At 62.0% G+C, this 24,711-nt stretch carries 23 protein-coding genes; 11 read left to right on the plus strand and 12 right to left on the minus strand.

Annotation, left to right across the window (positions count from 1 at the left end; genetic code table 11):
* Positions 1–20 precede the first annotated feature (20 nt).
* The 3 genes from HBR93_RS07900 to HBR93_RS07910 all read left to right on the plus strand — a co-directional run bounded on the left by HBR93_RS07900 (position 21) and on the right by HBR93_RS07910 (position 2,857).
* Positions 21–1,046, plus strand: a complete 1,026-nt coding sequence (locus HBR93_RS07900; protein WP_057440401.1) for a putative 2-aminoethylphosphonate ABC transporter substrate-binding protein — start codon at positions 21–23, stop codon at positions 1,044–1,046.
* A gap of 123 nt (positions 1,047–1,169) precedes the next feature.
* Entirely contained in the window at positions 1,170–2,303 is a 1,134-nt protein-coding gene (locus HBR93_RS07905) for a TIGR03364 family FAD-dependent oxidoreductase (RefSeq protein ID WP_169960099.1), read from the plus strand.
* Complete coding sequence (locus HBR93_RS07910; protein WP_057960904.1) at positions 2,303–2,857, plus strand: phosphonate degradation HD-domain oxygenase; 555 nt, start codon at positions 2,303–2,305, stop codon at positions 2,855–2,857. Before HBR93_RS07905 ends, HBR93_RS07910 begins: the two co-directional genes overlap by 1 nt.
* Here HBR93_RS07910 and HBR93_RS07915 read toward each other — a convergent pair.
* Positions 2,854–4,221: a DUF3482 domain-containing protein gene (locus HBR93_RS07915; RefSeq protein ID WP_057440398.1), complete on the minus strand. Its 1,368-nt coding sequence runs from the start codon at positions 4,219–4,221 to the stop codon at positions 2,854–2,856. The two genes, HBR93_RS07910 and HBR93_RS07915, sit on opposite strands and share 4 nt — an antisense overlap.
* Entirely contained in the window at positions 4,214–5,593 is a 1,380-nt protein-coding gene (locus tag HBR93_RS07920; protein ID WP_169960100.1) for a DUF2868 domain-containing protein, read from the minus strand. The genes HBR93_RS07915 and HBR93_RS07920 overlap by 8 nt, the downstream gene beginning before the upstream one ends.
* A gap of 69 nt (positions 5,594–5,662) precedes the next feature.
* Here HBR93_RS07920 and HBR93_RS07925 point away from each other — a divergent pair, with 69 nt between their 5' ends.
* Positions 5,663–6,175, plus strand: coding sequence for a dihydrofolate reductase (locus HBR93_RS07925; protein ID WP_057440396.1), 513 nt, complete (start codon positions 5,663–5,665; stop codon positions 6,173–6,175).
* 95 nt (positions 6,176–6,270) lie between these two features.
* On the opposite strand, the gene HBR93_RS07930 is transcribed toward HBR93_RS07925, so the two are convergent.
* Positions 6,271–7,662, minus strand: a complete 1,392-nt coding sequence (locus HBR93_RS07930) for an L-cystine transporter (RefSeq protein WP_057440395.1) — start codon at positions 7,660–7,662, stop codon at positions 6,271–6,273.
* Between the two features lie 302 nt (positions 7,663–7,964).
* On the opposite strand from HBR93_RS07930, the gene HBR93_RS07935 reads away from it, so the two are divergent.
* The 3 genes from HBR93_RS07935 (at position 7,965) to HBR93_RS07945 (ending at position 10,562) form a co-directional block, all read left to right on the plus strand.
* Entirely contained in the window at positions 7,965–8,963 is a 999-nt protein-coding gene (locus HBR93_RS07935) for a haloacid dehalogenase-like hydrolase (RefSeq protein ID WP_169960162.1), read from the plus strand.
* A 125-nt stretch (positions 8,964–9,088) separates the two neighbouring features.
* The gene (locus HBR93_RS07940) at positions 9,089–9,343 is read left to right on the plus strand and encodes a helix-turn-helix transcriptional regulator (protein WP_057960972.1); all 255 of its coding nucleotides are present in this window, start codon (positions 9,089–9,091) and stop codon (positions 9,341–9,343) included.
* Positions 9,327–10,562 (plus strand): type II toxin-antitoxin system HipA family toxin, encoded by a 1,236-nt coding sequence (locus tag HBR93_RS07945; protein WP_057960900.1) that lies wholly within the window; start codon positions 9,327–9,329, stop codon positions 10,560–10,562. The genes HBR93_RS07940 and HBR93_RS07945 overlap by 17 nt, the downstream gene beginning before the upstream one ends.
* Before the next feature lie 65 nt (positions 10,563–10,627).
* Here HBR93_RS07945 and ilvD read toward each other — a convergent pair whose 3' ends face one another.
* The 3 genes from ilvD to HBR93_RS07960 all read right to left on the minus strand — a co-directional run bounded on the left by ilvD (position 10,628) and on the right by HBR93_RS07960 (position 15,282).
* On the minus strand, positions 10,628–12,469 hold the full coding sequence (ilvD, locus tag HBR93_RS07950; RefSeq protein ID WP_057440393.1) for a dihydroxy-acid dehydratase: 1,842 nt from the start codon (positions 12,467–12,469) through the stop codon (positions 10,628–10,630).
* 229 nt (positions 12,470–12,698) lie between these two features.
* A complete protein-coding gene (locus tag HBR93_RS07955; protein WP_057440392.1) occupies positions 12,699–13,898 on the minus strand; it encodes an MFS transporter in 1,200 nt (399 codons plus the stop codon).
* A 187-nt stretch (positions 13,899–14,085) separates the two neighbouring features.
* The gene (locus HBR93_RS07960; RefSeq protein WP_057440391.1) at positions 14,086–15,282 is read right to left on the minus strand and encodes a class I SAM-dependent rRNA methyltransferase; all 1,197 of its coding nucleotides are present in this window, start codon (positions 15,280–15,282) and stop codon (positions 14,086–14,088) included.
* A gap of 279 nt (positions 15,283–15,561) precedes the next feature.
* Here HBR93_RS07960 and HBR93_RS07965 point away from each other — a divergent pair, with 279 nt between their 5' ends.
* Entirely contained in the window at positions 15,562–16,374 is an 813-nt protein-coding gene (locus tag HBR93_RS07965) for an HDOD domain-containing protein (protein ID WP_169960163.1), read from the plus strand.
* Between the two features lie 21 nt (positions 16,375–16,395).
* Positions 16,396–17,208 (plus strand): bifunctional DNA-formamidopyrimidine glycosylase/DNA-(apurinic or apyrimidinic site) lyase, encoded by an 813-nt coding sequence (mutM, locus tag HBR93_RS07970; RefSeq protein WP_169960101.1) that lies wholly within the window; start codon positions 16,396–16,398, stop codon positions 17,206–17,208.
* A gap of 122 nt (positions 17,209–17,330) precedes the next feature.
* On the opposite strand, the gene HBR93_RS07975 is transcribed toward mutM, so the two are convergent.
* The 5 genes from HBR93_RS07975 to HBR93_RS07995 all read right to left on the minus strand — a co-directional run bounded on the left by HBR93_RS07975 (position 17,331) and on the right by HBR93_RS07995 (position 21,934).
* A complete protein-coding gene (locus HBR93_RS07975; RefSeq protein ID WP_003213796.1) occupies positions 17,331–17,582 on the minus strand; it encodes a YfhL family 4Fe-4S dicluster ferredoxin in 252 nt (83 codons plus the stop codon).
* Between the two features lie 103 nt (positions 17,583–17,685).
* Positions 17,686–18,165, minus strand: a complete 480-nt coding sequence (gene coaD, locus HBR93_RS07980) for a pantetheine-phosphate adenylyltransferase (RefSeq protein WP_003176711.1) — start codon at positions 18,163–18,165, stop codon at positions 17,686–17,688.
* Between the two features lie 114 nt (positions 18,166–18,279).
* Positions 18,280–19,875, minus strand: coding sequence for a GMC family oxidoreductase (locus tag HBR93_RS07985; protein WP_057960897.1), 1,596 nt, complete (start codon positions 19,873–19,875; stop codon positions 18,280–18,282).
* A 57-nt stretch (positions 19,876–19,932) separates the two neighbouring features.
* The gene (locus tag HBR93_RS07990) at positions 19,933–20,478 is read right to left on the minus strand and encodes a twin-arginine translocation pathway signal protein (RefSeq protein WP_169960102.1); all 546 of its coding nucleotides are present in this window, start codon (positions 20,476–20,478) and stop codon (positions 19,933–19,935) included.
* Positions 20,479–20,506: 28 nt separating this feature from the next.
* Positions 20,507–21,934, minus strand: a complete 1,428-nt coding sequence (locus tag HBR93_RS07995) for a coniferyl aldehyde dehydrogenase (RefSeq protein WP_115129210.1) — start codon at positions 21,932–21,934, stop codon at positions 20,507–20,509.
* A gap of 147 nt (positions 21,935–22,081) precedes the next feature.
* Between HBR93_RS07995 and HBR93_RS08000 the strand changes: the two genes are divergently transcribed.
* Together HBR93_RS08000 and HBR93_RS08005 are read left to right on the plus strand one after the other, a co-directional pair.
* Positions 22,082–22,753, plus strand: coding sequence for a TetR/AcrR family transcriptional regulator (locus HBR93_RS08000; RefSeq protein ID WP_029300622.1), 672 nt, complete (start codon positions 22,082–22,084; stop codon positions 22,751–22,753).
* A gap of 33 nt (positions 22,754–22,786) precedes the next feature.
* Positions 22,787–23,641, plus strand: coding sequence for a sulfurtransferase (locus HBR93_RS08005; protein WP_169960103.1), 855 nt, complete (start codon positions 22,787–22,789; stop codon positions 23,639–23,641).
* Between the two features lie 23 nt (positions 23,642–23,664).
* On the opposite strand, the gene HBR93_RS08010 is transcribed toward HBR93_RS08005, so the two are convergent.
* A complete protein-coding gene (locus HBR93_RS08010; protein ID WP_169960104.1) occupies positions 23,665–24,663 on the minus strand; it encodes a hydrolase in 999 nt (332 codons plus the stop codon).
* Between the last annotated feature and the right edge of the window lie 48 nt (positions 24,664–24,711).

The following is a 24,711-nucleotide window of genomic DNA, read 5'->3' on the forward strand; positions in this document are numbered from 1 at the left end:
CCCACACAAGGAAACGCACCATGTTCAAGCCCCTGGCCCTCGCCGCTGCTGTGCTCACCGCGTTCAGCCTGAATGCCTTTGCTGCCAAGACCGAGTTGACCGTGTACACGGCCCTTGAAGCCGAGCAGTTGAAGACCTACAAGAAAGCCTTCGAAGCGGCCAACCCGGACGTCGAGATCAAGTGGGTGCGCGACTCCACCGGCATCATCACCGCCAAGCTGCTGGCAGAAAAAGCCCGCCCACAAGCCGATGCAGTGTGGGGCCTGGCGGCCTCCAGCCTGGCGATTCTCGATCAGCAAGGCATGCTGCAAAGCTACGCGCCGAAGGATCTGGACAAAATTGGCAAGAACTACCGCGACGCCGCCAACCCACCGGCCTGGGTCGGCATGGACGTGTGGGCTGCGACCATTTGCTTCAACACTGTCGAAGCCGAGAAACAGGGCCTGAGCAAGCCGATCAGCTGGCAAGACCTGACCAAGCCTGAGTACAAGGGCAAGATCGTCATGCCTAACCCGGCCTCGTCCGGCACCGGTTTTCTCGACGTCAGCGCCTGGTTGCAGACCTTCGGCGAGAAGCAGGGCTGGCAGTACATGGATGACCTGCACCAGAACATCGGCCAGTACGTGCACTCCGGTTCCAAGCCATGCAAGTTGGCGGCTTCCGGTGAGTTCCCAATCGGCATTTCCTTCGAATACCCGGCGGTGCAGCTCAAGCGCCAGGGTGCGCCACTGGATATCGTATTGCCCAAGGAAGGCCTGGGCTGGGACATCGAAGCCACTGCGGTGATCAAGGGCACGGCCCACCCGGAAGCGGCACAGAAGCTCGCCGATTTCTCTGCAAGCCCAGCGGCGATGGAGCTGTACAAGGAAAACTTCGCCGTGCTGGCCCAGCCGGGCATTGCCAAGCCGCAGACAGAATTGCCGGCGGACTATGAGCAGCGCCTGATCAAGAATGACTTTGCCTGGGCCTCGAAAAACCGCGATAACATCCTGGCTGAATGGCGTAAGCGCTATGACGGCAAGTCGGAGAAAGTGGCAGGTCAATAATATTCGTTGGGGCTGATGGCCTCGTCGCCGGCAAGCCAGCTCCCACATTTGAAGGTGTTCACAATTCACCCTGTGGGAGCTGGCTTGCCGGCGATGGCGGCCTCAAATTCAGGACATCACTTAATGACACACCACAGCGATCTGCTGATCATCGGCGCCGGCATCCTCGGCCTGTCCCATGCCTACGCCGCCGCCAAACGCGGCCTCAAGGTCACGGTGTTCGAGCGCACGGCCACGCCCCTGGGCGCCTCGGTGCGCAACTTCGGCCAGGCCCTGGTCACCGGCCAACCGCCGGGGCAGATGCTCGACCTGGCCCGGCAAAGCCGCGAGATCTGGGGCCAGTGGGCGCAACAGGCGAACCTGCAGCTCAAGCGCAATGGCTCTTACCTGTTTGCCCGCACCGAAGCCGAAGAGCATCTGCTGGAGGCTTTTTGCGCCGGGCGCGCCAAGGCGCATGGCTACCGCGTCAACCTGTTGCAAGGCGCAGCGCTGAACGACTTGTATGGCGGCCAGTTCCGCCATCACCGCGCCGCGCTGCACGGCCTGGACGATCAGCAACTGTATTCCCGTGAGGCGCTGCCGGCGCTGATCGAGTACCTGCGCCGCGACCTCAAGGTGGAGTTCCACTTCTCCACCCTGGTACGTGACATCGAACCGGGCCAGGTGTACAGCACCGCCGGCAGCTTTCGTGGCAAGCAGATCATCGTGTGCTCCGGCCACGACTACCAAACCCTGCTGGCCGAACAGATCGCCGCACTCCAGCCGCAAATCTGCCAACTGCAAATGCTGCGCGCCCGGCCCAAGGTGGAGCTGAACCTGCAACACGCGCTGCTGACCGGCCTGAGCTGCGTGCACTACGGCGCCTTTGCCGACTTGCCGGAAGCGGCGCCGGTGCAGGCGCAGATCCTGCGTGACACACCGCACCTGCATGAACATGGCATCCACCTGCTGATCAGCCCGACGCCCCATGGCGAGTTGATCATCGGGGACTCCCACCATTACGGCAGCGATCCTTCGCCATTCAACGCCGAACAGGTGGACAACTGGATGATCGAACTGGCCGAGCAGACCCTGGGCTGTCAGATTCAGGTCGTCGAGCGCTGGCAAGGGGTCTATGGTTCCCGTGGGCCGGGGCCGTTTTCGTTCCTGCGCGCCGCCGAAGGGGTCAGCGTGGCGTTGATGCACACCGGCGTGGGCATGAGCGTGGGGCCGGCGCTGGCCGAGCGCAATATCACTGAACTGTGGGGGCAGGCGTAATGAACGCTGAGCAGGTGGTCGCTGAAGTCTTTGGCCTGTACGAGCAGCACGGCGCTGCCGATTACATTGGCGAGCCGGTGTCGCAGATCGAGCATATGTCCCAGGCCGCGCAACTGGCCATGGCTGAAGGCTTTGACGATGAAGTGGTGCTGGCGGCGTTCTTCCACGATATCGGGCACATCTGCGGCCAGGGTGAGGAGAACATGGGCGGCTACGGCGTGGTCAGTCACGAACGCCTGGGCGCCGATTACTTGCGGCGTGCCGGGTTCAGCGAGCGCCTGGCGAAACTGGTGGAGTATCACGTGCAGGCCAAGCGTTACCTGACCTTCAGCCAGCCGGACTACTATGCGCGCTTGAGCGAGGCCAGCCGCCGCACCCTGGGTTACCAGGGCGGGGTGATGACGGCCGACGAGGCCCGTGTGTTTGAGCAGGACCCGCTGTGTGCGGTGAGCCTGCGCATGCGCCACTGGGATGAGCAGGCCAAGGCAATGCACGTGCCGGTGCTCGACCTTGAGGTGTTGAAGGCCAAGGCCCGGCACCTGCTGGCGGCTTAAGCCTCGTCCAGGCGCTGGGCCAGGGCTTCGATCTGTTCCTGGCGCTCGGCCTGGCTCAACCGTGCATGGGGGTTGAGCGATGACCATTGCGGATGGGCACGCGCCTTGTGCAGGGCCTCGGGCAGTTTGCCTTCGCGCCAGCTCTTGTCCTGCGGGGTGTCGACCTTGATGCTGTGCATCGCCGCATGCCCCCGCAGGTTCAGGGCCTTGAGCAACTGGCGCTGGCGCAGGGCCAACAGGCGCAACACGCTGTCATCCACGGTCAGCTCGCGCTGGCCCTTGATCTTGCCCAGCAAACGGCTGCCGTAGCTGCGCGCGGTTTGCAGGGCGCCCCCGGCAATCGCCCCGGCCAGGGCGGCGGCGCCCAGGGTCAGGCCGCCGACCAGCAAGTCCACGCCGGCACCGGCCGCAGCTCCCGCGGCAATCCCGCCGCCGACCCGCACCCCCAGTTGCTTGAGGGTTTCGGGGTTGAACAAATCATCGCCCCAACGTCCGTCCAGCAGCGGCAAGTCGCTGGCAGCGGCGTCTTGCGCACGGAAGCCGTAGAGTTTGAGCAAGGCCTCGACGCAACGCTGTTCGCGCTGGCGCACGGCTTTGCGCAGATCGCTGACGGCTTGCTGTTCATCCTCGATGACCACGCTGCGCCGGCACGCGGCGCAGTCGATCAGCAGCTCGGCGATCAGGCGTGCGGCGCTTTGCTGGCGTGCCTGGCGTTGGGCCTCCTGGTCGAGAATCAGCCGCTCCAACTGTGGCCGTGAGCTTTCCAGCAACAGGGCCAGGCTTTCATACAGCCGCCGCTCGCCATCTTCTGGGGGCGCGACGCTGTCAAAGCGCACCAGCGCATGCAGGCCCAGGCGGGCCAGGGCTTCGCGCCAGTCCGGCTCGCGGTGTTCGGCGCTGCTGACAAAGTTGAGCACCGGCAGCAGCGGTTTGCCGCAACTGGCCAGCACTTGCAGCTCGTCGCGGTACTTGGCCAGCACCGGTTCCCGGGCGTCAATCACGTACAGGCCGGCGTCGGACGCCAATAACTGGCGCAGCACCTTGGCCTCCTGCTCAAAGCGCTGGCGGGCTTCGCTGCCTTCGAGGAAGCGCGCCAGGCGGGCCGGGCCATCCAGGCGTTCGCCGGGGCGGTCGAGGCGCTCCAGGTAATCGAGCAGGGCGATGGCATCTTCCAGGCCCGGCGTGTCGTACAGCTCCAGCAAGGCTTCGCCGTCCACCGACAGGCGTGCGCCTTCGACATGCCGGGTGGTGCTGGGGCGATGGGACACTTCGCCAAAGCCCACGTCCCGGGTCAGGGTGCGCAGCAACGAGGTCTTGCCGACGTTGGTGTGGCCGACCACGGCCAGTTTCAGGGGTTTAGTCATGGCCCGTCTCCAGCCAGGTGAGCGGCGCGCAGTCGGCGAAGGGGAGGTCCAGTTGCTGCAAGGCCGTGTGCCAATCGCCGAGGCGCTCGGCATCCAGCGCCTGGCCCGGTGGCGCTTGCAACAGCCAGACCCGGGTGGCGCTGGCGCTGCGGGCCAGCTCGCCAATCAGCGCGAGGCTGCCGCGATCCGGCGAGCGGCGCGGGTCGCAGGCGATCACCAGGCGTGCGGGCGGGAAGCGGGTCAGTTGCTCCAGCAGTTTGTGGCGAGACTCACGGCTGTCGAGGATGCCGGCGTCCTTGACCATGGCCGGAAGTTTGGGCGGCCAGGGGTGCTGGTCGTCGAGTTCGATGGCCACCAGCAGGGCGCCATCGCTGTGCAGTTCGCTGGCACCGCCGCTGACGTGGTGCAACTGCTCAGGCGCGGCATCGCTGACGCCAAGGCGTTCGCTGCTGGGCATCAAGGCATCGCGCAAGTGGCTGTAGCCGGGCAGGTTGAGGTCCAGGCCCAAGGCCGCGCGCCCGCGTTTCCAGCGCCATAGGCACAACAGGGCGAGAATCAACCGGGGCAGCAGGCCATAGACCAGCAACACCCCCACCAGCCACGCAGCCCAGGCCTGGCGGGCGCTTTCGATAGTCAGCGCCGAGTCGCCGCTGGTGCGGATCATCTCCACGCTGGGCATGCTGAAGCCGAGCAGTGCGGGCAGGCTGCCCAGGGCCTGGGTCACGCTGACAAAGGTGTCGGCCCCGAGAATGGTGGTTTCCCAGACAAACCCGTAGCGTCGGGTGGCCATCAAGGTCAGCAGGATCACCAGCGCGCTGCACAGCGCCAGCAGCCACAGGCCATTGACCAGCACGCCGACCGCCCAGCGGTTGAGCTTCTGGCGTTGCAGCAGCAACAACAGCGCCGGCGCCAGTTGTGCGGCCTTGGCATCGCGGGCAAGTTTTTCGCTGAGCCACAACCACAGACGGCCGAGGCTGGCGCTGTGTTCGCCGGCAAACAACAGGCCCAGGGCCCAGCTCAGCAGCAGGATCAGGTTCAAGCCCAGCAGGCTGCCCAGGGCCCAGAACACATTGACCGGGGCCTGGCCGTTGCCCAGGGCGGCGAAGGCCAGGCCGGCGCCGCTGACGATGGCCAGCACCATCAGCACCATCAGCGCCAGGCGTGCGCCTTGCAGCCAGTGGAGCAGGGCGGCGCGCAGGCCGTCACGTTCGGCCAGCCACAGTGCGCGGTTTTGAATGCGCGTCGGCAGATCGCCGCCGTGGCTGCGGGCCAGGCGATTGGCTTCCTGGTCTTCCAGGGGGCCAGCGTGTTCTTCACGCAGGCGCATGGTTTCCGTCAGCCAGAGTGTGTGCAGAGGTGTAAGTGCAGTCACGCGCCATCCTGTTGTGTCAGTGAGCCTGGAGCATAACCGCTGGCCCGCGCCTCTGGTATTCTCGTCGCCATGAAAAAAACTCTCCCTTTAAGCCTGATCGCAGCCCTCGGTGAAAACCGCGTGATCGGCGTCGACAACAGCATGCCCTGGCATTTGCCGGGGGATTTCAAATATTTCAAGGCCACCACCCTGGGCAAGCCGATCATCATGGGGCGCAAGACCTGGGATTCCCTGGGTCGACCGTTGCCGGGTCGCTTAAACATTGTGGTCAGCCGTCAGACCGATTTGGTGCTCGAAGGTGCGGAAGTTTTTCCGTCCCTCGATGCAGCCGTTGCGCGGGCCGAGGCCTGGGCGTTGGAGCAGGGCGTGGATGAGCTGATGCTGATCGGCGGCGCGCAGCTGTATACGCAGGGGCTGGAGCAGGCGGATCGCCTGTATTTGACGCGGGTGGAGTTGAGCCCGCAAGGGGATGCGTGGTTTCCGCAGTTTGATACCCGCCAATGGAAGCTGGTGTCGAATGTGCAGAATCCGGCTGAAGGTGACAAGCCGGCCTATAACTTCGAAGTTTGGGAAAAAGCCTAAAAGCATCGCGGGCAAGCCCACTCCCACAGTTGACCGATTTTTACTGAAGAAACCGGTTCAACTGTGGGAGCGGGCTTGCCCGCGATAGCGGTCTATCAGGCCTGCGCCAACTCAGCATGCTCATCGGCATTGAGCAGCTCTTTATCCGTCTGCTGCATGATCTGGCTGGTAATCGCCCCCGCCGTCATCGAACCATTCACGTTCAACGCCGTACGGCCCATGTCGATCAGCGGCTCCACGGAAATCAGCAGCGCCACCAACGCCACCGGCAAGCCCATGGCCGGCAGCACGATCAGCGCGGCAAACGTCGCACCGCCGCCCACGCCCGCTACACCGGCCGAGCTCAGGGTCACAATCGCCACCAGGGTGGCGATCCACAGCGGGTCCAGGGGGTTGATGCCCACGGTTGGCGCCACCATCACGGCCAGCATCGCCGGGTACAGGCCGGCACAGCCGTTCTGGCCAATCGTCGCGCCAAACGAGGCGGCGAAGCTGGCGATGGACTGCGGGATGCCCAGGCGGCGGGTCTGCGCTTCGATGCTCAGCGGGATGCTCGCCGCGCTGGAGCGGCTGGTGAAGGCAAAGGTCAGCACCGGCCATACCTTGCGGAAGAAGCGCAGCGGGTTGATCCCGGCCAGGGACAGCAGCAGGCCGTGGACCACGAACATCAGCCCCAGCGCCAGGTAGGACACCAGCACGAAGCTGCCGAGCTTGATGATGTCTTGCAGGTTGGAACTGGCGACCACTTTGGTCATCAGCGCCAGTACGCCGTAAGGGGTCAGCTTCATCACCAGGCGCACCAGGCGCATCACCCAGGCTTGCAGGGTGTCGATGGCGTTGATCACTTTCTGACCTTTTTCCACGTCGTCCTTGAGCAGTTGCAGCGCGGCAACCCCCAGGAACGCGGCGAAGATCACCACACTGATAATCGACGTCGGCTTGGCCCGGGCCAGGTCGGCGAACGGGTTTTGCGGGATAAACGACAGCAGCAACTGCGGGATATTCAGGTCGGCGACCTTGCCTGCGTAGTCACTCTGGATCACCTGCAGGCGCGCCAGCTCCTGGGTGCCGGCCACCAGGCCTTCGGCGGTGAGGCCAAACAGGTTGGTCAGGCCGATACCGATCAGCGCCGCAATGGCGGTGGTGAACAGCAGCGTGCCGATGGTCAGGAAACTGATCTTGCCCAGGGACGCGGCGTTATGCAGGCGGGCCACGGCGCTGAGGATCGAGGCGAACACCAGCGGGATCACGATCATCTGCAACAGTTGCACATAACCATTGCCCACCAGGTCGAACCAACTGATCGAGGCCTTGAGTACCGGGTGACCAGCACCATAAATGGTGTGCAGGATCACACCAAAAACCACCCCGAGCACCAGTGCCAGCAGGACCTTCTTGGCCAGGCTCCAGTGGGTGCGACGGGTTTGGGCCAGGCCTAGCAGTAACGCCAGGAACACCAGCAAATTGAGAATCAGCGGCAGATTCATTGAAGCTCCAATTAAATGGCTGCCAGTCGCCTGAGCGTGCGACTGCGAACCGGAAAGCCTAACAGCTTGAAATATATTGATTTAATACCTTTATGGAATGACTACTGTCGTTTTTGGAATAAGGCTTTGGCGCCCAGACGTACGCCGGTGGCGGTATCAGGACGCAGACGGTCGCGCTGGCGCCGGGAACGGTCATAAGGATTTGTTAGCGTTTATGCCTTTCACTCAGGGAGAAAACGCACATGAAGCTCGCGCCGAGACTGTTTGCCGCCGCGCTATGCCTGGGGCTTGTCAGCCAGGTCATGGCCGCCACCGAGTTGAAACACTGGCCGGCACCCGCCGCCAAGCAACTCAACGAAATGATTGCCGCCAACGCCAACAAGGGCAATTACGCGGTGTTCGACATGGACAACACCAGCTACCGCTTCGACCTCGAAGAGTCACTGTTGCCGTACATGGAAAACAAGGGCCTGATCACCCGCGACAGTCTCGATCCGTCGCTCAAACTTATGCCGTTCAAAGACACCGCTGACCATAAGGAAAGTCTGTTCAGTTACTACTATCGCCTGTGCGAAGTGGACGACATGGTCTGCTACCCGTGGGTTGCCCAGGTGTTTTCAGGCTTTACCCTCAAGGAACTCAAGGGCTACGTCGATGAGCTGATGGCCTCCGGTAAACCGGTGCCGGTCACCTACTTCGAAGGCGACGTGGTGAAGAACATGGAGGTGCAGCCGCCGAAAATCTTCACCGGCCAGACCGAGCTGTACAACAAGCTGATGGAAAACGGCATCGACGTGTACGTGATGACCGCTGCCTCTGAAGAGCTGGTGCGCATGGTCGCCTCGGATCCGAAGTACGGCTACAACGTCAAGCCGCAGAACGTCATTGGCGTCAGCCTGTTGCTCAAGGACCGCAAGACTGGCGAGCTGACCACCGCCCGCAAGCAGATCAGCGCCGGCAAATACGACGAAAAGGCCAACCTCGGCCTGGAACTGACCCCCTACCTGTGGACCCCGGCAACCTGGATGGCCGGCAAGCATGCGGCGATCCTAACCTACATCGACGAGTGGAAAAAACCGGTGCTGGTCGGCGGCGACACCCCCACCAGCGACGGCTACATGCTGTTTCACGATGTGGACGTGGCCAAGGGTGGCATCCACTTGTGGATCAACCGCAAGGACAAGTACATGACCCAGATTAACGGCATGATGGCCAAGCATGCGGCGGCCCAGGCCAAGGAAGGGTTGGCGGTGACGGCGGATAAAAACTGGGTGATCGTCAAGCCGGAGGCGATTCAATAAGGCTCCGCCACAGAGTTGCCAGGCTTTACCGTTGGGTGTAGAAAGGACCATCACGCTTTAATGCATTGTATGCAGTGCATTTGAGTGATTTTTCATGTTTTGCATTGTATAGGATGCAATTGAGCGTGGATGAATTAGGTCTTTTAATCAAACAACTGCGTAAAGCCGCTGGCCTCTCACAGACCCAGCTTGCGCAACGGCACGGGATGAGTCGTGCAACCATCTCTGGGATCGAGAACAACAGCATCCCGGAAGTGGGGATTCGCAAGGTTGCCGCGATCCTTGAGGGCTTGGGATACGAATTGACCGCGACTCCCAGGCGTCGGCGCATGACGCTCGATGAGCTGAAATCAGGACGCATCCATGACCAGGCACAATGACCGACTGTCCATCGGCACTGGTGGTGTGGTGGCAGGAACACTCGGCCGGAGCGAAGAAAACAGGCACGATTCGGTTTTCTCGTATAACGATGCGGTGGCCGAAGAGAATGCCGTCTCCTTGACGATGCCGGTGCGCCTGGAGAGTTACAACTGGGAGTACGGCATCCATCCGCTGTTCGAGATGCACCTTCCCGAGGGGTATCTCAAAGACGAGCTCGTGCGGCGTTTCAGCAAGTCAGTACGCGGCTTCGACGACCTGGCATTGCTGGGTATCGTTGGGCCACACCAGCTTGGCCGAATCAGCATTGTCCACGCTGGCGGTGAGGCATCGCTGCCGCAGATCAACCTGTCTGAACTGTTGGTCCATGACGGGGCAAACGATCTCTTCAGTGACCTATTGAGAACCTACGCCGCCTACTCCGGGGTTTCGGGCGTTCAGCCGAAAGTGCTGGTGCGCGATATTGACGAGATGGCGCCTGATATGGCGCGGTTTACCCACCGGGGTGTCACGCACCTGGTGAAGGCGTTCAATGAACAAGACTTCCCTCAGTTGGCGGCCAACGAGTTTTTTTGCATGCGGGCGGCATTGCACTGCGGCCTTGAAGTGCCGGTTTTTCAACTGAGCAAAAACGCGAAATTTCTTGTTGTGCAACGGTTCGACGTCAGCGATGGCGCCTACCTCGGGTTTGAGGATATGTGCGTTCTGTCAGGGTTGGCGACGCGCAGGAAGTACGACGGGACTTACCAGGGATGCGCCAGGCTGATCAAGTCTTATGTCACGCCAAGCCGGGTAACCAAGGCGCTGGAAGATTTTTTCATGATGGTGGCGCTCTCTGCCGGTATCCAGAATGGTGACGGGCACCTGAAAAACTTCGGTGTGCTTTATGAGAACTGTGCCGAAGAGGCTGACATCTGGCTCGCGCCGGCCTACGACCTGGTGACCACCACGGTCTACCAGGGCAGCGACATCATGGCCCTCTTGCTGGACGGTTCTAAGGCCTGGCCCAAACGCAAGATGCTGGTCCAGTTCGGTCGCCGTTCGTGCAATCTGACAGAGGCGCGCTGCAATGAGTTGCTCGCCAGGGTGCAGGATGGCATGAGCCGCGCAATGACGGAGCTTTTGGCCTATCGAAGTACTCATCCCGCGTTTGAAGGGGTGGCAGACAAGATGGTTGCTGCATGGTCGGCAGGTTTGGCCAGGAGTATCGCCCCGGGGTAATTTGCGCGATTTCTTCGGCGCAAAAAAATGCCCCGCACTTGGCGGGGCATTTTTATGGGTGGGGCTTACAGGCCGTCGAGCATGGCCTTGTTACGCACCGCACCCTTGTCGGCACTGGTGGCCAGCAGGGCGTAGGCCTTCAGGGCGGTGGTGACTTTGCGCGGACGCTTCTCCACCGGCTTCCAGCCTTTCTTGTCCTGCTCGACCCGGCGTGCCGCCAGTTCTTCATCGCTGATCAACAGGTTGATCGAGCGGTTCGGAATGTCGATCAGCACCTTGTCGCCATCCTGCACCAGGCCAATCGCGCCACCGGCAGCGGCTTCTGGCGAAGCGTGGCCGATGGACAGGCCCGAAGTACCGCCGGAGAAACGCCCGTCGGTCAGCAGCGCACAGGCTTTGCCCAGGCCCTTGGACTTCAGGTACGAGGTCGGGTAGAGCATTTCCTGCATACCCGGGCCGCCTTTCGGGCCTTCGTAGCGGATGATTACGATGTCGCCTTCTTTCACTTCGTCGGCGAGGATGCCGCGCACCGAGCTGTCCTGACTTTCGTAGATCTTGGCGCGACCTTCGAACACATGGATCGACTCATCCACGCCAGCGGTCTTCACCACGCAGCCGTCGAGGGCGATGTTGCCGTACAGCACAGCCAGGCCGCCTTCTTTGGAGTAGGCGTGTTCGACACTGCGGATGCAGCCGTTTTCACGGTCGTCGTCCAGGGTGTCCCAACGGGTCGACTGGCTGAAGGCCGTCTGGGTCGGGATACCGGCCGGGCCTGCCTTGAAGAAGGTGTGCACGGCTTCGTCGTCAGTCAGGGTGATGTCCCACTTGGCGATGCCCTCGGCCAGGGATTTGCTGTGCACGGTCGGCAGGTCGGTGTGCAACAGGCCGCCACGGGCCAGGGAGCCTAAGATCGAGAAGATCCCGCCGGCGCGGTGCACGTCTTCCATGTGGTACTTCTGGATGTTCGGCGCGACCTTGCACAACTGCGGCACGTGGCGGGACAGGCGGTCGATGTCGCGCAGGTCGAAGTCGATCTCGGCTTCTTGCGCTGCGGCCAGCAAGTGCAGGATGGTGTTGGTGGAACCGCCCATGGCGATATCCAGGGTCATGGCGTTTTCGAACGCCTTGAAGTTGGCGATATTGCGCGGCAACACCGACTCATCGTTCTCGGTGTAGTAACGCTTGCACAGCTCGACGATGGTGCGGCCGGCCTGCAGGAACAACTGCTCGCGGTCGCTGTGGGTGGCCAGGGTCGAACCGTTGCCCGGCAAGGCCAGGCCCAGGGCTTCCACCAGGCAGTTCATCGAGTTGGCGGTGAACATGCCGGAGCACGAACCGCAGGTCGGGCAGGCGCTGCGCTCGTATTCCGCGACCTTCTCGTCAGAAGCGCTGGAATCGGCGGCGATGACCATGGCGTCAACCAGGTCCAGGCCGTGGGAGGCGAGCTTGGTTTTGCCGGCTTCCATCGGGCCGCCAGAGACGAAAATCACCGGGATGTTCAGGCGCAGGGCGGCCATCAGCATGCCAGGGGTGATCTTGTCGCAGTTGGAGATGCAGACGATGGCGTCGGCGCAGTGGGCGTTGACCATGTATTCCACGGAGTCGGCGATGATCTCGCGGCTCGGCAGGGAATACAGCATGCCGTCATGGCCCATGGCAATGCCGTCATCCACGGCGATGGTGTTGAATTCTTTTGCTACGCCGCCAGCACGTTCGATCTCGCGGGCGACCAGTTGGCCCAGGTCCTTGAGGTGGACGTGGCCCGGTACGAATTGGGTGAACGAGTTGGCAATCGCGATGATCGGCTTCTTGAAGTCGTCATCTTTCATCCCCGTGGCACGCCACAGTGCGCGGGCGCCGGCCATGTTGCGGCCATGGGTGGATGTTTTCGAGCGGTAATCTGGCATTGGAGCACTCCGGGCGGCTAATCAAGTACTAAAGGGGAGTGAGCTTCTAATTGACGACTGGAACACCCGAAAAATGGCCGTGTGTCCGGAAGTTGCCACTCGCGTCGCGGGATCGCCGCTTGCTTGGGCCTCGAGCTCATAAACCCGCCGGGGGATGACTGGCGATGAATAGGGTCGATTCTACACCGCTGGCGTCGGGAGGGAATGGCGAGAAGCATGTCCCGGGGCTTTATCGCCCGACCCTCGTATTTGTCAGCCAGCCCCAGAGGCTGAAGGCGATGAAGCTTGCGGCAATGGTCATCAGCAAATGCGTTCCGGTTTGCGCAAGGGCGGCGCTGCTGATCGCGGCCGTGAGGAACATGATGCTGTTGCCCGCCGAGGCGGCCGTGCCCGCGCTGCTTGAGAACAACAGCATCGCCGCCGAAATCGCCGCCGGGCGCACCAGGGTCACGGCCAGGGCGCTGATCAGCATCGGGATCAGCAGGGTTATGGTGGTGATGGCGTCAAGGCTGACGATCAGCATCAGTAGCACACCGGCCACCAGCAGTAACCCCAGGCCGATATTGATTTGCCGGGACAGCGAGATGCGTTTTTGCAGAAACGAGGCCACCACGCCGCCCAGCAGGTAGGCCACGCCGTAGACCATCAGCACCAGGGCGTACTGGTATTCGGAGAGTTTCAGCCCATCCATGAACATCAGGGGGGTGACACTGATCAAGGCGAAGTAGCAGGCGAACACCAGTGCGGCGATCCACCAGTAGCGCAGGAAGTCCCGGTTGCCGGCCACGGCTTTCAAGGTGGCGATGATCGACACCGGTGCGCGATGGGGGCTGGCGGACTTGGACGGCAGGATGCACAGCGCATGGATCAACATGCCCAATGCCATCACTGCGAACCCGTAGAAGCTGCCTTGCCAGTCAAAGGTGGTTTGCAGCCAGGAGCCGATCAGCGGCGAAAGGGCGACGAACGAGCCGCTCAGGGTCATGTAATACAGGCGCACGCGAGCCCGGTCCTGCTCCTCGAACAGGTCTTCCACCAGGGCGTGGCCCAGCACGAAGAAGCCACAGCCCATGGCCTGCACGCTGCGAAACAGCAGGAAGGTCAGGTAGTCCGATGCCAGCGTGCAGCCTATCGCCCCCAGGATCGACAGTGTGATGCAGCCAAGCAGGACTTCCTTGCGCCCCCATTTATCCGAGAGTGGGCCGGCGATCAGTTGGGAGACCGAAAAAACCAGGGTAAACAGGCTGATGGACAGCGCGACATTGGCGCTGGGCGTGTCGAACCTAGCGGCGAGGGCCGGAAATGAAGGCAGCAGGATATTGATCGGGAAGAAGCTGATCAGGGCAATGCAGGTGATGAGGATGAAGCGGGAAAGATACTGGCGTTTGGCTGGGCCATCGAGGACGGGCGAGCAGGTGGAATCAGACATTGTTTTTGTTTTCCGCAGTGAAGCCAGAAACCGATACTAGTCTGCAAAAAGTGGAATTCAATCAAAACCTTTGAAGGAAATTTCCTGGGGGGCGCGTGGCTGGCGACGGTAGGAAAAATCTTTCTGACACTGCACAAAAAAAGGTGGGAGCTGGCAAGCCCACTCCCACCTTTGATCTGCATGTTACTTAGCTATTGGGCAACAACCGGCACGTAATGCTCTTGATATAGCGCGTCTCGGCAATCGCCGGGTGTACCGGGTGGTCCGGGCCCTGGCCACCACGCTCCAGCATCTGGATATTACGGTCCAGGTGGCGGGCGCTGGTCAGCAGGATGTTTTGCAGGTCGTCTTCCGGCAGGTGCATGGAGCACGAGGCGCTGACCAGGATGCCGTCCTTGCTGAGCAGGCGCATGGCTTGCTCATTGAGGCGGCGGTAAGCGCCTTCGCCGTTTTTCATGTCTTTTTTGCGTTTGATGAAGGCGGGTGGGTCGGCGACGATCACGTCGAAGCGCTCTTCGCTGGCTTTCAATTCTTTCAACGCTTCAAACACGTCGCCTTCGATGCAGGTCATCTTCTCGGCAACGCCGTTCAGCGCGGCGTTGCGCTCTACGCCATCCAGAGCAAAGGCCGAGGCATCGACGCAGAACACTTCACTGGCGCCAAACGCGGCAGCTTGCACGCCCCAGCCGCCGATGTAGCTGTACAGATCGAGAACGCGCTTGCCTTTGGCATACGGGGCCAGGCGTGCACGGTTCATGCGGTGGTCGTAGAACCAACCGGTCTTCTGGCCCTGGATCACCGGGGCTTCGAATTGCACGCCGTTTTCTTCCAGGGCAACCCATTCAGGGACCAGGCCGAACACGGTTTCGACGTAGCGGTTGAGGCCTTCGGCGTCGCGCGCGGCGGAATCGTTCTTGAACAGGATGCCGCTGGGCTTGAGCACTTGGGTCAGCGCGGCGATCACGTCTTCTTTATGGGCTTCCATGGTCGCCGAAGCGATCTGCACCACCAGGATATCGCCGAAACGGTCGACCACCAGGCCCGGCAGCAGGTCGGAGTCGCCGTAGACCAGGCGGTAGAACGGCTTGTCGAACAGGCGGTCGCGCAGGGACAGGGCGACGTTGATGCGATGCACCAGCAGCGACTTGTCCAGCGGCAACTTGATGTCGCGCGACAGCAGGCGCGCGCAGATCAGGTTGTTCGGGCTCATGGCCACGATGCCCAGGGTCTTGCCGCCGGCCGCTTCGAGGATGGCCTGGTCGCCTGCCTGGAAGCCGTGGAGTGGGGTGGCGGCCACGTCGATTTCGTTGCTGTAGACCCACAGGTGGCCGTTGCGCAAACGACGATCGGCGTTGGCTTTGAGACGCAGGCTTGGCAGGGACATGACGTCGCTCCGGAAAAAAGAGCGGGAGTATACCCTTTGCGCGCCCGTTCATGTGGGAGCTGGCTTGCCTGCGATGCAGACGGCGCGGTGTATCTGACGTACGGCGGTGATGCAATCGCAGGCGAGCCAGCTCCCCTATTGGATCGGGGTTCGGTTCGGGTTTTTGAGGTGTCGGTCAGCTTTGCTTAGAGGTTAGAATTCGCGCCTAGTCCAGAGTATGTACCTATGTCCCAAGAGCTTTCCGCCGAACAGATCCAACAGGCCCTGCAAGGCATCAGCGTGCCGCCCCAACCGCAAATCATGGTGGATTTGCAGATGGAGCAGTACATGCCCGATCCGGACCTGGAGGTGATTGCGCGGCTGATCTCCCAGGACCCGGGCCTCTCCGGCTCGTTGCTGAAAATCGTCAACTCGCCGTATTACGGCCTGAGCAACAAGATTGCCTCGATCCAACGCGCGGTGAACCTGTTGGGCAGCCGCTCGATCGTCAACCTGATCAACGCCCAGTCGATCAAGGGCGAGATGAGCGATGACACCATCGTCACCCTCAACCGGTTCTGGGACACCGCCCAGGATGTGGCGATGACCTGCCTGACCCTGGCCAAGCGCACCGGCTCCCAGGCGGTGGACGAAGCCTATGCCCTGGGGCTGTTCCACGATTGTGGCGTGCCGCTGATGCTCAAGCGTTTCCCGGACTACATGAGCGTGCTGGAAGATTCCTACGCCAAGGCGGGGCCCGATTGTCGGGTGGTCGACACCGAGAACAGTGCGTTCCACACCAACCATGCGGTGGTGGGCTATTACACCGCCAAGTCCTGGCGCCTGCCGGAGCATGTGACCAACGCCATCGCCAACCACCACAATGCCTTGGCGATTTTCAGCGATGAGTCGGCGCGTAACAGCCCGCTGAAAAACCTGCTGGCGATCCTGAAGATGGCCGAGCATATCTGCGCGTCCTATCGGGTACTGGGCAACCAGACGGTGGACCATGAATGGGACAGCATCGGCCACCTGGTGCTGGATTACGTGGGCCTGTCGGACTACGACTTCGAGAACCTGAAGTTGTCGATCCGCGAGTTGGGCGCGCACTAACCTTTCTATCGCGAGACGAATATGCCTGAGCTGCCAGAAGTCGAAACCACCCGGCGCGGAATTGCGCCGCACCTGGAAGGCCAGCGGGTCAGCCGCGTGGTGGTGCGTGAACGGCGCCTGCGCTGGCCGATCCCCGAAGACCTGGATGTGCGCCTGTCCGGGCAGCGCATCGTGCTGGTGGAGCGGCGGGCCAAGTACCTGCTGATTAACGCCGAAGTCGGCACCTTGATCAGCCACTTGGGTATGTCGGGCAATTTGCGCCTGGTGGAAGTCGGTCTACCGGCAGCCAAGCATGAGCATGTGGACATCGAGCTGGAGTCGGGCCTGGCCCTGCGCTACACCGACCCCCGGCGCTTTGGCGCGATGCTCTGGAGCCAGGACCCGCACAACCACGAACTGCTGCTGCGCCTGGGGCCGGAGCCGTTGACCGACCTGTTTGATGGCGAGCGCCTGTTCCAGCTGTCCCGTGGGCGCTCGATGGCGGTCAAGCCGTTCATCATGGACAACGCGGTGGTGGTGGGGGTGGGCAATATCTACGCGACCGAGGCGCTGTTTGCCGCCGGGATCGACCCGCGCCGGGAGGCCAAGGGCATTTCCCGTGTGCGTTACCTGAAGCTGGCGATCGAGATCAAACGCATCCTAGCGGCCGCCATCGAGCGCGGCGGTACGACATTGCGCGACTTTATAGGTGGCGATGGGCAGCCGGGGTATTTCCAGCAGGAACTGTTTGTCTACGGCCGGGGTGGCGAGGCGTGCAAGGTCTGCGGGAGCGAATTGCGCAATGTGATGCTGGGGCAGCGGGCGAGTGTGTTTTGCCCCAAGTGCCAGAGCTGATTGAGTGTGACGGCGGCTGCCGTCATCGCGGGCAAGCCCGCTCCCACATTTTGCTTTGTGAACACCTTCAAGTGTGGGAGCTGGCTTGCCTGCGATGAGGCCCGCCCAGCCACCACAAGGTCTCAGGCCTTGCCGGTAATCAACCGGTACTTCTCCATCAACTGCTCTTCAGTCTCAGGGTGTGCCTCATCCAGCGGGATGCAATCGACCGGGCACACTTGCTGGCACTGGGGTTCGTCGTAGTGGCCGACACACTGGGTGCACAGGTTGGGGTCGATCACGTAGATCTCTTCACCCTGGGAAATGGCAGCGTTCGGGCACTCGGGTTCGCAGACGTCGCAGTTGATGCAATCGTCGGTGATGATCAGGGACATGGAAACTCCTGCCAGGGCACTCTGCCAAGGCATCTGAAAAACTAATGCGCGCAATTGTGCCGCATTGGCGCCCGCAGTGCGAGCGGGCGCCGGTCGAGCGGTCTTACTTCTTGAAGCGCAGCGTCAGCGCATCGGCGACCGCAGGGTGCACAAACTTGGTGATATCACCGCCCAATGCCGCGATTTCCCGGACCAGGGTCGAAGAAATGAACGAATAACGTTCCGACGGCGTAAGAAACAGGCTCTCAACGTCCGGCGCCAGTTGGCGGTTCATATTGGCCAGCTGGAATTCATACTCGAAGTCCGACACCGCCCGCAGCCCGCGCAGGAATACATTGGCGTTCTGCTCCTTGGCGAAGTGTGCCAGCAGCGTCGAAAAGCCCACCACTTCCACGTTAGGCAGGTGCTTGGTGACCTCACGGGCCAGCTCCACGCGCTGTTCCAGGGGAAACAGCGGGTTTTTCTTGGGGCTGGCCGCGACCGCGATGATTACATGGTCGAACAAGCGCGAGGCGCGTTCGACCAGATCGCCATGGCCTTTGGTAATCGGGTCGAAGGTACCTGGGTACAACACTCGGTTCATCGCGTCGTCCTGGCGGAGTCCGTTGGGGAACCGGATGGTATCGCAGCCATCCCGGTCGGCCAAGTCAACTTATTCAGAAGAAAGCACTATAGACACCGCGAATACCTGGTTTTTTCATGCTGTTTTCAGACGTTCGGCCAGCGCCGTCGCCAGTTGCGCGGTCAGGCCGTACACCGAAAGCTGGGGGTTGGCGCCGATACTGGTGGGGAACAGCGAGCCATCGTGGATCGACAGGTTGCGCAGTTGGTGATGCCGGCCAAGGCTGTCGGCCACGGCATTTTTCGGCTCTTCACCCATGGCGCAACCGCCCATCACATGGGCGCTGCCCAGACAGGTGCGATGCAGCTCCAGGTTCAGGCCGTCGATCAGGCTGCGGGCCTCAGCCAGTGTGCTGACGTAGCGCGCATCGTGGTGCAGTGGCTTGACCGACTTGGCGCCGGCGGCGAACTGGATCTCGGCCATGCTATGAAACGCCCGGCGCAGGCCGTCCCAGGCGTAGGGCGAGACCTCATAGTCGAGCACCGGCGTGCCATCGCCGCGCAGGCCGACGCTGCCGCCCTGGCTGTCGGGGTGGAAGCCGTCCCGCAGCAGCGCCAGCATCGCGTGGGTCTTGGGCAACTGGCTCATGTCCAGGGCGTTTTGCGTGCCATACCCCCCGAACAACGTGCTGGCCAGCGCCGGGTGCAAGGGTGGCGCTTCGAGCTTGTAGGACATTTTACCGGTGGTGCCGTCCTGCCATTGGAAGTGGTCGGAGTAGATCGACTGCGGCGCGCCGTAGAACGGGTTGATCACCTCATCGAACAGCCCCGCGGAAAAATTCACCAGATGCAGGAAGGTGCGCTTGCCCAGGCGCGAATGCGGGTCGGGTGCGTCCGAGCGCATCAACAGCGCCGGGCTGTTGATGCCGCCGCCGGCCAGCACGTAATGCTTGGCTTTGACCGTGATCTTGCGGCCGGTGGGCGCGACGCAACGGGAGTCCATGGCCACGCATTCGAGGCTGGTGATGGTATCGCCACTGAACTTCAAGCGCTCGGCGCGGGCCAGGTAGAGCAACTCGCCGCCTTGCTCCAGGGTCGAGGGAATGGTGGTCACCAGCATTGATTGCTTGGCGTTGACCGGGCAGCCCATGCCGCAATAGCCCAGGTTGAAGCAGCCGCGCACGTTGCGCGGGATCACATGCCAGCTGTAGCCGAGCTTTTCGCAGCCTTTGCGGATCACATCGTTGTTGGGGTTGGGCGGCAGGGCCCAGGGTGCGATGCCCAGGCGCTGCTCCATCTTTTCAAACCACGGCGCCATCTCGGCGCTGCTGTGGCCCTTGACCGCGTACTCGCTGGCCCAGTGAGCCAGGGTCGGGTCGGGCGTGCGAAAGCTCGAGGTCCAGTTGATCAGCGTGGTGCCGCCCACGGCGCGGCCCTGCAGGATGGTGATGGCGCCGTCCTTGCTCATGCGCCCGATGCCTTCCTGATACAGGCTGGCGTAGGCCTCGTCTTCCAGCAGCTTGAAATCGCTGCTGGTCTTGAGCGGGCCTTCTTCGATCAGCAGCACTTTGTAGCCAGCGGCGCTGAGGATTTCTGCGGTGGTGCCACCGCCTGCGCCGCTGCCGATGATCGCGACATCGGCCTCCAGCACCAGGTCCTGGTCGAGGGCGGCGCCGTTATGGGTCTTCCAGCCGCGGGCCATGCCATCGCGGAACACATCAGGTACGGGCATCAGCTTGTTCTCTTATTGTTATGGCTACGGAGTGGCTATCAACGTGGGTTACCCAGGCTAGATCCTCGGTGGCCCGGGGTACCCGCAATGGGCCCAGGACTCGGGCCGGAAGTACCAGGCCATGATCACCAGCTTGAGCAGCGAGCCTTGGCCCATGCGCAGCAGGTTGAGGAAGCTGTTTTCCCAGCGATGCAGGAAGTTGCGGATCTGCTCGCTGCTGGCGTTTTCCCAACTGCCCCAGATGCCGGTCAGCGGGCCACGGGTGACGGCCATGCCCAGTACGTCGAACAACTGCTGGGTCAGCTTGAACATCTCCGGCGACAGGTGCTGCAGGCTGTAATCGAGTTTTTTCAGGGTGTCTTCAATGCCTGCCGCCACCACCTCGGCGCTGGCCGCGCCTTCGAGCAACACCGGGATCACTGCGCGCAAAAACGGCAGGTCGCTGTTGCGCAGCATGGCAAAGCCGCTGGCGGGGGTACTGCTGGAGCAGCCGCTGAGGCTGGCGCCAAGGCCGGCGGTGGCCAGGAAGGCGCTGGCGCACAGGCCGATTTTCAAGACGCCGCGCCGCGACAGCGTGGGTGATTCAGTCAGGCTAGGGTTCATTTTTATTGTTGTCCCGGTGGTAACGGTTTTAGCGCACGAACAGCTTCTGGATCAGTTTCTGGATGGCTTTGCCATATGGCGGGTAAATCAGCTTCGCCGCATTCAGGCGCTGTTTGATCAGCACCCCCTTGGCCTTGCTGAAGGTGAGAAAACCCTCATGCCCATGGTAGTGGCCCATACCCGACGGGCCGATGCCGCCAAACGGCATATCGTCTTGGGCCACATGCAGCAGGGTGTCGTTCAGGCACACGCCGCCGGAATGGGTTTCGTGGAGTACGCGATTCTGTTCGGCCTTGTTGTAGCCGAAGTAATACAACGCCAGCGGGCGCGGGCGCTGGTTGATGTAGGCAAAGGCCTGGTCGATGCCGCGATAGGGCACGATGGGCAGCACCGGGCCGAAAATCTCGTCCTGCATTACGGTCATCTCATCGCTGACATTCAGCAGCAGGCTATGGGCCATGCGCCGGGCCTGGCCCTGGTCGTAGAGCGGCAACAGGGTCGCGCCCTTGTCGGTGGCGTCCTTGATGTAGGCATTGAGCCGGGCGAGTTGTCGCTCGTTGATGATTGCGGTGTAGTCCGGGTTGTCGGCCAGGGTCGGATAAAACCCGCGTACCGCCTGGGTGTAGGCCTCGACGAAACCGTCCACCCGGTCTTCGGGAACCAGCACGTAGTCTGGCGCCACACAGGTTTGCCCGGCATTCAGCGCCTTGCCGAATGCGATCCGTTCGGCGGCGTCCTTGAGTGGCACATCGGCCGAGACAATGGCTGGGGATTTGCCGCCCAGCTCCAGGGTGACTGGGGTCAGGTGCTCGGCGGCGGCGCGCATCACATGCTTGCCGATGCTGGTGGCCCCGGTGAACAGCAGGTGATCGAACGGCAGCTTGGAGAACGCCATGCCCACTTCGGCTTCGCCGAGCACCACGCACACCAGGTCTTCGGGGAAAATTTGCGCCAGCAGGGTCTTGAGCAGTTGGCCGGTGGCGGGGGTAGATTCGCTGAGCTTGAGCATCACCCGGTTACCCGCCGCCAGCGCGCCGACCAACGGCCCTATGGCCAGGTACAGCGGGTAGTTCCAGGGCACGATCACCCCGATAACGCCCAGGGGCTGATAGATCACTTTGGCAGATGCCGGCTGGAAGGCTATACCTACAGCGCGGCGCGATGGTTTCATCCAGCCTTTGAGGTGTTTGCTGGCGTAGTGAATGCCGTGCAGGCTGGGCATCAGTTCGGCGAATAGGGTTTCATCGGCGCTGCGATGGCTGAAATCGTTGCTGATGGCCTCGATCAGCGCCTGGCGCTCATCGCTGAGCAGGTCACGCAATGCCTTGAGCCACTGCTGGCGCTGCGCCGCTGGCGGCATCGGGTTGGCCGCGTAGGCGCGGCGCTGGGCAGCGAACAGGTCCTGGAGCTGGTCCAGCGCCTGGGAATCTTGCAGGTAGGCAACATTGGCAGACATGGCGCAGTTCCCGAATATTATTGGAGTACCTGGGTTTTTAGAGTCATTGCTCTAATTTGTCAAATGCCTTCGCAGTAACATGCAGTTTTATCCTGGCAAGGATAGACCGTAAGATGTTTGCATCAGGATTCAAGAAGCCGATACCCCATGGCACCACGAGTAAAGACCAGCGAACGCATCGTGCAAACCAGCCTGGAGTTGTTCAACCAGCAGGGCGAGCGCAGCATCAGCACCAACCATATTGCCGCCCATATGGAAATATCCCCGGGCAACCTGTACTACCACTTCCCGAACAAGCAGGCGATTATCGCGGTGCTGTTTCGCGAGTATGAAGCCCTGGTGGACAGCTTCCTGCGCCCGCCCCAGGGGCGCGCCATGGTGGTCGAAGACAAGCGTTTCTACCTGCAGGCGGTACTGGCCGGCATGTGGCGCTACCGTTTTTTGCACCGTGACCTTGAACATCTGCTGGAGAGCGACCCGGAGCTGGCCACCGGCTACCGGCGTTTTTCCCAGCGCTGCCTGATTCAGGGCGGCGCGATTTACCGGGGGTTTGTCGAGGCCGGGATCCTGAACATGGACCCGGTGCAGACCGAAGCCCTGACCCTCAATGCCTGGATTATCCTCACCTCCTGGGTGCGCTTTTTGTGCACCACCAACGAGAACTCCGCACACCTGAGCGCCGAGGCGATCAAGCGCGGGGTGTACCAGGTGCTGGTGCTGGAGGCGGGGTTTATCACGCCACAGGCCAAAGAAGCCGTGGACGCGCTGTTCAAGGAATTTTACGTGCCGTTAAGTCAGGCACTGGAAGAAGTGAAGTAGGCCCTTTCCCGAACGTATTTCCAGGAGTCCGTTATGCCGCTTGCACAACTGATCAGCCCGCAACAACTGGCCGAGCGCCAGCAGCACGCAGGCTTAGTCATCCTCGATTGCCGGTTTGCCCTGGAAGACCCGGATTACGGGCGTTGCAGCTATGCCGAAGGGCATATCGAGGGGGCACAGTATGCCGATCTGGAACGCCACCTCAGCGGGCCGGTGACTAAAGGCGTGACTGGACGCCATCCGCTGCCGGCACCCGAGGCGCTGGTCCAGCAGTTGCGGGCCTGGGGCATCCATGCCGACAGCGAAATCGTGCTGTATGACGATGGTCCTGGCGCGTATGCCGCCCGTGCCTGGTGGCTGCTGGCCTGGTTGGGCAAGCGCGACGGGGTGTCGATCCTCGATGGTGGCCTGAAGGCCTGGCACAGCGCCGGTTTCCCTTTGAGCCTGGATGCGCCGGGCACCGAGCCGGGGACCTTTACTGGCACTGCCGACTACGACCTGCTACTGGACGCAGAGCACCTGCAAAAACGCCTGGGCCAGCCGGGCCTGACACTGATCGACGCCCGGGCCTTGCCGCGCTTTCGCGGTGAGGTGGAACCCATCGACCCGATTGCCGGGCATATTCCCGGCGCGCAATGTGCGGCGTTCAGCGAGAACCTGGGCAGTGACGGGCGCTTCTTGCCGGTGGAGCAGCTCAAGCAGCGGTTTGCCGACAAGCTGCAAGGTCGTTCGCCGAATGAGTTGGTGGCGTATTGCGGCTCGGGCGTGACGGCATGTCACAACCTGTTTGCCCTGAGCCTGGCGGGGTATCCGTTGGGCAAGTTGTATGCGGGGTCGTGGAGTGAGTGGATCAATGATCCGCAGCGGGCAATTGCTACTGGCGACTGATTTCACCAGGCAAGCCAGCCACATTATTTATCGAGTTGAGACAGCAGCCATTGCGGGATCCGCCGCTCCAGGTAGTACCCGGGCTGTTTCAGCGAACCATCGACAAACCCCACGTGCCCGCCCTTGGCCTGCAATTCAAACTCGATGCAGTCCGACAGTTCATTGGCCTGGGGCAGGCTGTGGGCAAACACAAAAGGATCATCTGCCGCCTGGATGATCAGCGTCGGTGTGCGAATCGCCCCGAGGAAGTAACGGCTCGACGCCCGCCGGTAATAGTCCTCGGCACTCAGGTAGCCATGCAGTGGCGCAGTGACGCGCCCATCGAAATCCCAGAACGTGCGCATCTTTTCCAGGGAGCCCAGCTCGGCCAGGGTTTTCAGTGCTTCTTCGCGACCATCCTGTAGGAATTGGCGCTGCTTGACCCGGATATAGCCGAGCATCTCGCGCATGAAGTGCTTCTGATAGACCCGTGAAAAGCCCAGGCCGATACGGTCGGCGCACTGGTCCAGGCGAAACGGTACCGACACCGCGGCCGCGCCTTTCAGGCCGGAGTTGTCGCCGGTTTCGCCCAAGTGCTTGAGCAGTACATTGCCGCCCAGGGAGTAACCCACGGCATACAGCGGCGCCAATGGTCGCTTGGCCCGCAGGTGTGCGATGGCGGCCGCCAGGTCTTCACTGGCCCCGGAGTGATAACTGCGGGCCAGCAGGTTGGGTTCGCCGGAACAACCACGCCAATTCAACGCGACACTGGCCCAGCCCTGACTGGCCAGGGCTTTTTGCAGGCCGGCGACGTAGGGCGAATTGGACGAGCCGGTCAGCCCATGCAGCACCAGCACCAAGGGCGCATGCGGGTCGTGGGGGCCGTGCCAGTCAAGGTCGAGGAAGTCGCCATCCTCCAGCCATAGGCGCTCGCGTTGGCGTTCGAGGTGGGTGGTGGGGCGCCAGAGCGGGCCCCACAACGTTTGCAGGTGAGGGTTGCCGAGGCCGAAGGCGGGGGTGAAGCGGTGGGAGGGTTGCGGCACGATGGGTGGTCTCGACACTGCTTTAATGTTGGCTGCGTATTTTGTGGC

Origin of the sequence: Pseudomonas sp. WS 5411, assembly GCF_012985595.1 — a bacterium.
GTDB lineage: Bacteria > Pseudomonadota > Gammaproteobacteria > Pseudomonadales > Pseudomonadaceae > Aquipseudomonas > Aquipseudomonas shahriarae.

Bases quoted from the DNA above. Each gene is read 5' to 3' on its own strand.
- HBR93_RS07900 (WP_057440401.1), top strand. From the start codon at position 21: ATGTTCAAGCCCCTGGCCCTCGCCGCTGCTGTGCTCACCGCGTTCAGC.
- HBR93_RS07905 (WP_169960099.1), top strand. From the start codon at position 1,170: ATGACACACCACAGCGATCTGCTGATCATCGGCGCCGGCATCCTCGGC.
- HBR93_RS07910 (WP_057960904.1), top strand. From the start codon at position 2,303: ATGAACGCTGAGCAGGTGGTCGCTGAAGTCTTTGGCCTGTACGAGCAG.
- HBR93_RS07915 (WP_057440398.1), bottom strand. From the start codon at position 4,221: ATGACTAAACCCCTGAAACTGGCCGTGGTCGGCCACACCAACGTCGGC.
- HBR93_RS07925 (WP_057440396.1), top strand. From the start codon at position 5,663: ATGAAAAAAACTCTCCCTTTAAGCCTGATCGCAGCCCTCGGTGAAAAC.
- HBR93_RS07930 (WP_057440395.1), bottom strand. From the start codon at position 7,662: ATGAATCTGCCGCTGATTCTCAATTTGCTGGTGTTCCTGGCGTTACTG.
- HBR93_RS07935 (WP_169960162.1), top strand. From the start codon at position 7,965: ATGGCCGCCACCGAGTTGAAACACTGGCCGGCACCCGCCGCCAAGCAA.
- HBR93_RS07945 (WP_057960900.1), top strand. From the start codon at position 9,327: ATGACCAGGCACAATGACCGACTGTCCATCGGCACTGGTGGTGTGGTG.
- ilvD (WP_057440393.1), bottom strand. From the start codon at position 12,469: ATGCCAGATTACCGCTCGAAAACATCCACCCATGGCCGCAACATGGCC.
- HBR93_RS07955 (WP_057440392.1), bottom strand. From the start codon at position 13,898: ATGTCTGATTCCACCTGCTCGCCCGTCCTCGATGGCCCAGCCAAACGC.
- HBR93_RS07960 (WP_057440391.1), bottom strand. From the start codon at position 15,282: ATGTCCCTGCCAAGCCTGCGTCTCAAAGCCAACGCCGATCGTCGTTTG.
- mutM (WP_169960101.1), top strand. From the start codon at position 16,396: ATGCCTGAGCTGCCAGAAGTCGAAACCACCCGGCGCGGAATTGCGCCG.
- HBR93_RS07975 (WP_003213796.1), bottom strand. From the start codon at position 17,582: ATGTCCCTGATCATCACCGACGATTGCATCAACTGCGACGTCTGCGAA.
- coaD (WP_003176711.1), bottom strand. From the start codon at position 18,165: ATGAACCGAGTGTTGTACCCAGGTACCTTCGACCCGATTACCAAAGGC.
- HBR93_RS07985 (WP_057960897.1), bottom strand. From the start codon at position 19,875: ATGCCCGTACCTGATGTGTTCCGCGATGGCATGGCCCGCGGCTGGAAG.
- HBR93_RS07990 (WP_169960102.1), bottom strand. From the start codon at position 20,478: ATGAACCCTAGCCTGACTGAATCACCCACGCTGTCGCGGCGCGGCGTC.
- HBR93_RS07995 (WP_115129210.1), bottom strand. From the start codon at position 21,934: ATGTCTGCCAATGTTGCCTACCTGCAAGATTCCCAGGCGCTGGACCAG.
- HBR93_RS08000 (WP_029300622.1), top strand. From the start codon at position 22,082: ATGGCACCACGAGTAAAGACCAGCGAACGCATCGTGCAAACCAGCCTG.
- HBR93_RS08005 (WP_169960103.1), top strand. From the start codon at position 22,787: ATGCCGCTTGCACAACTGATCAGCCCGCAACAACTGGCCGAGCGCCAG.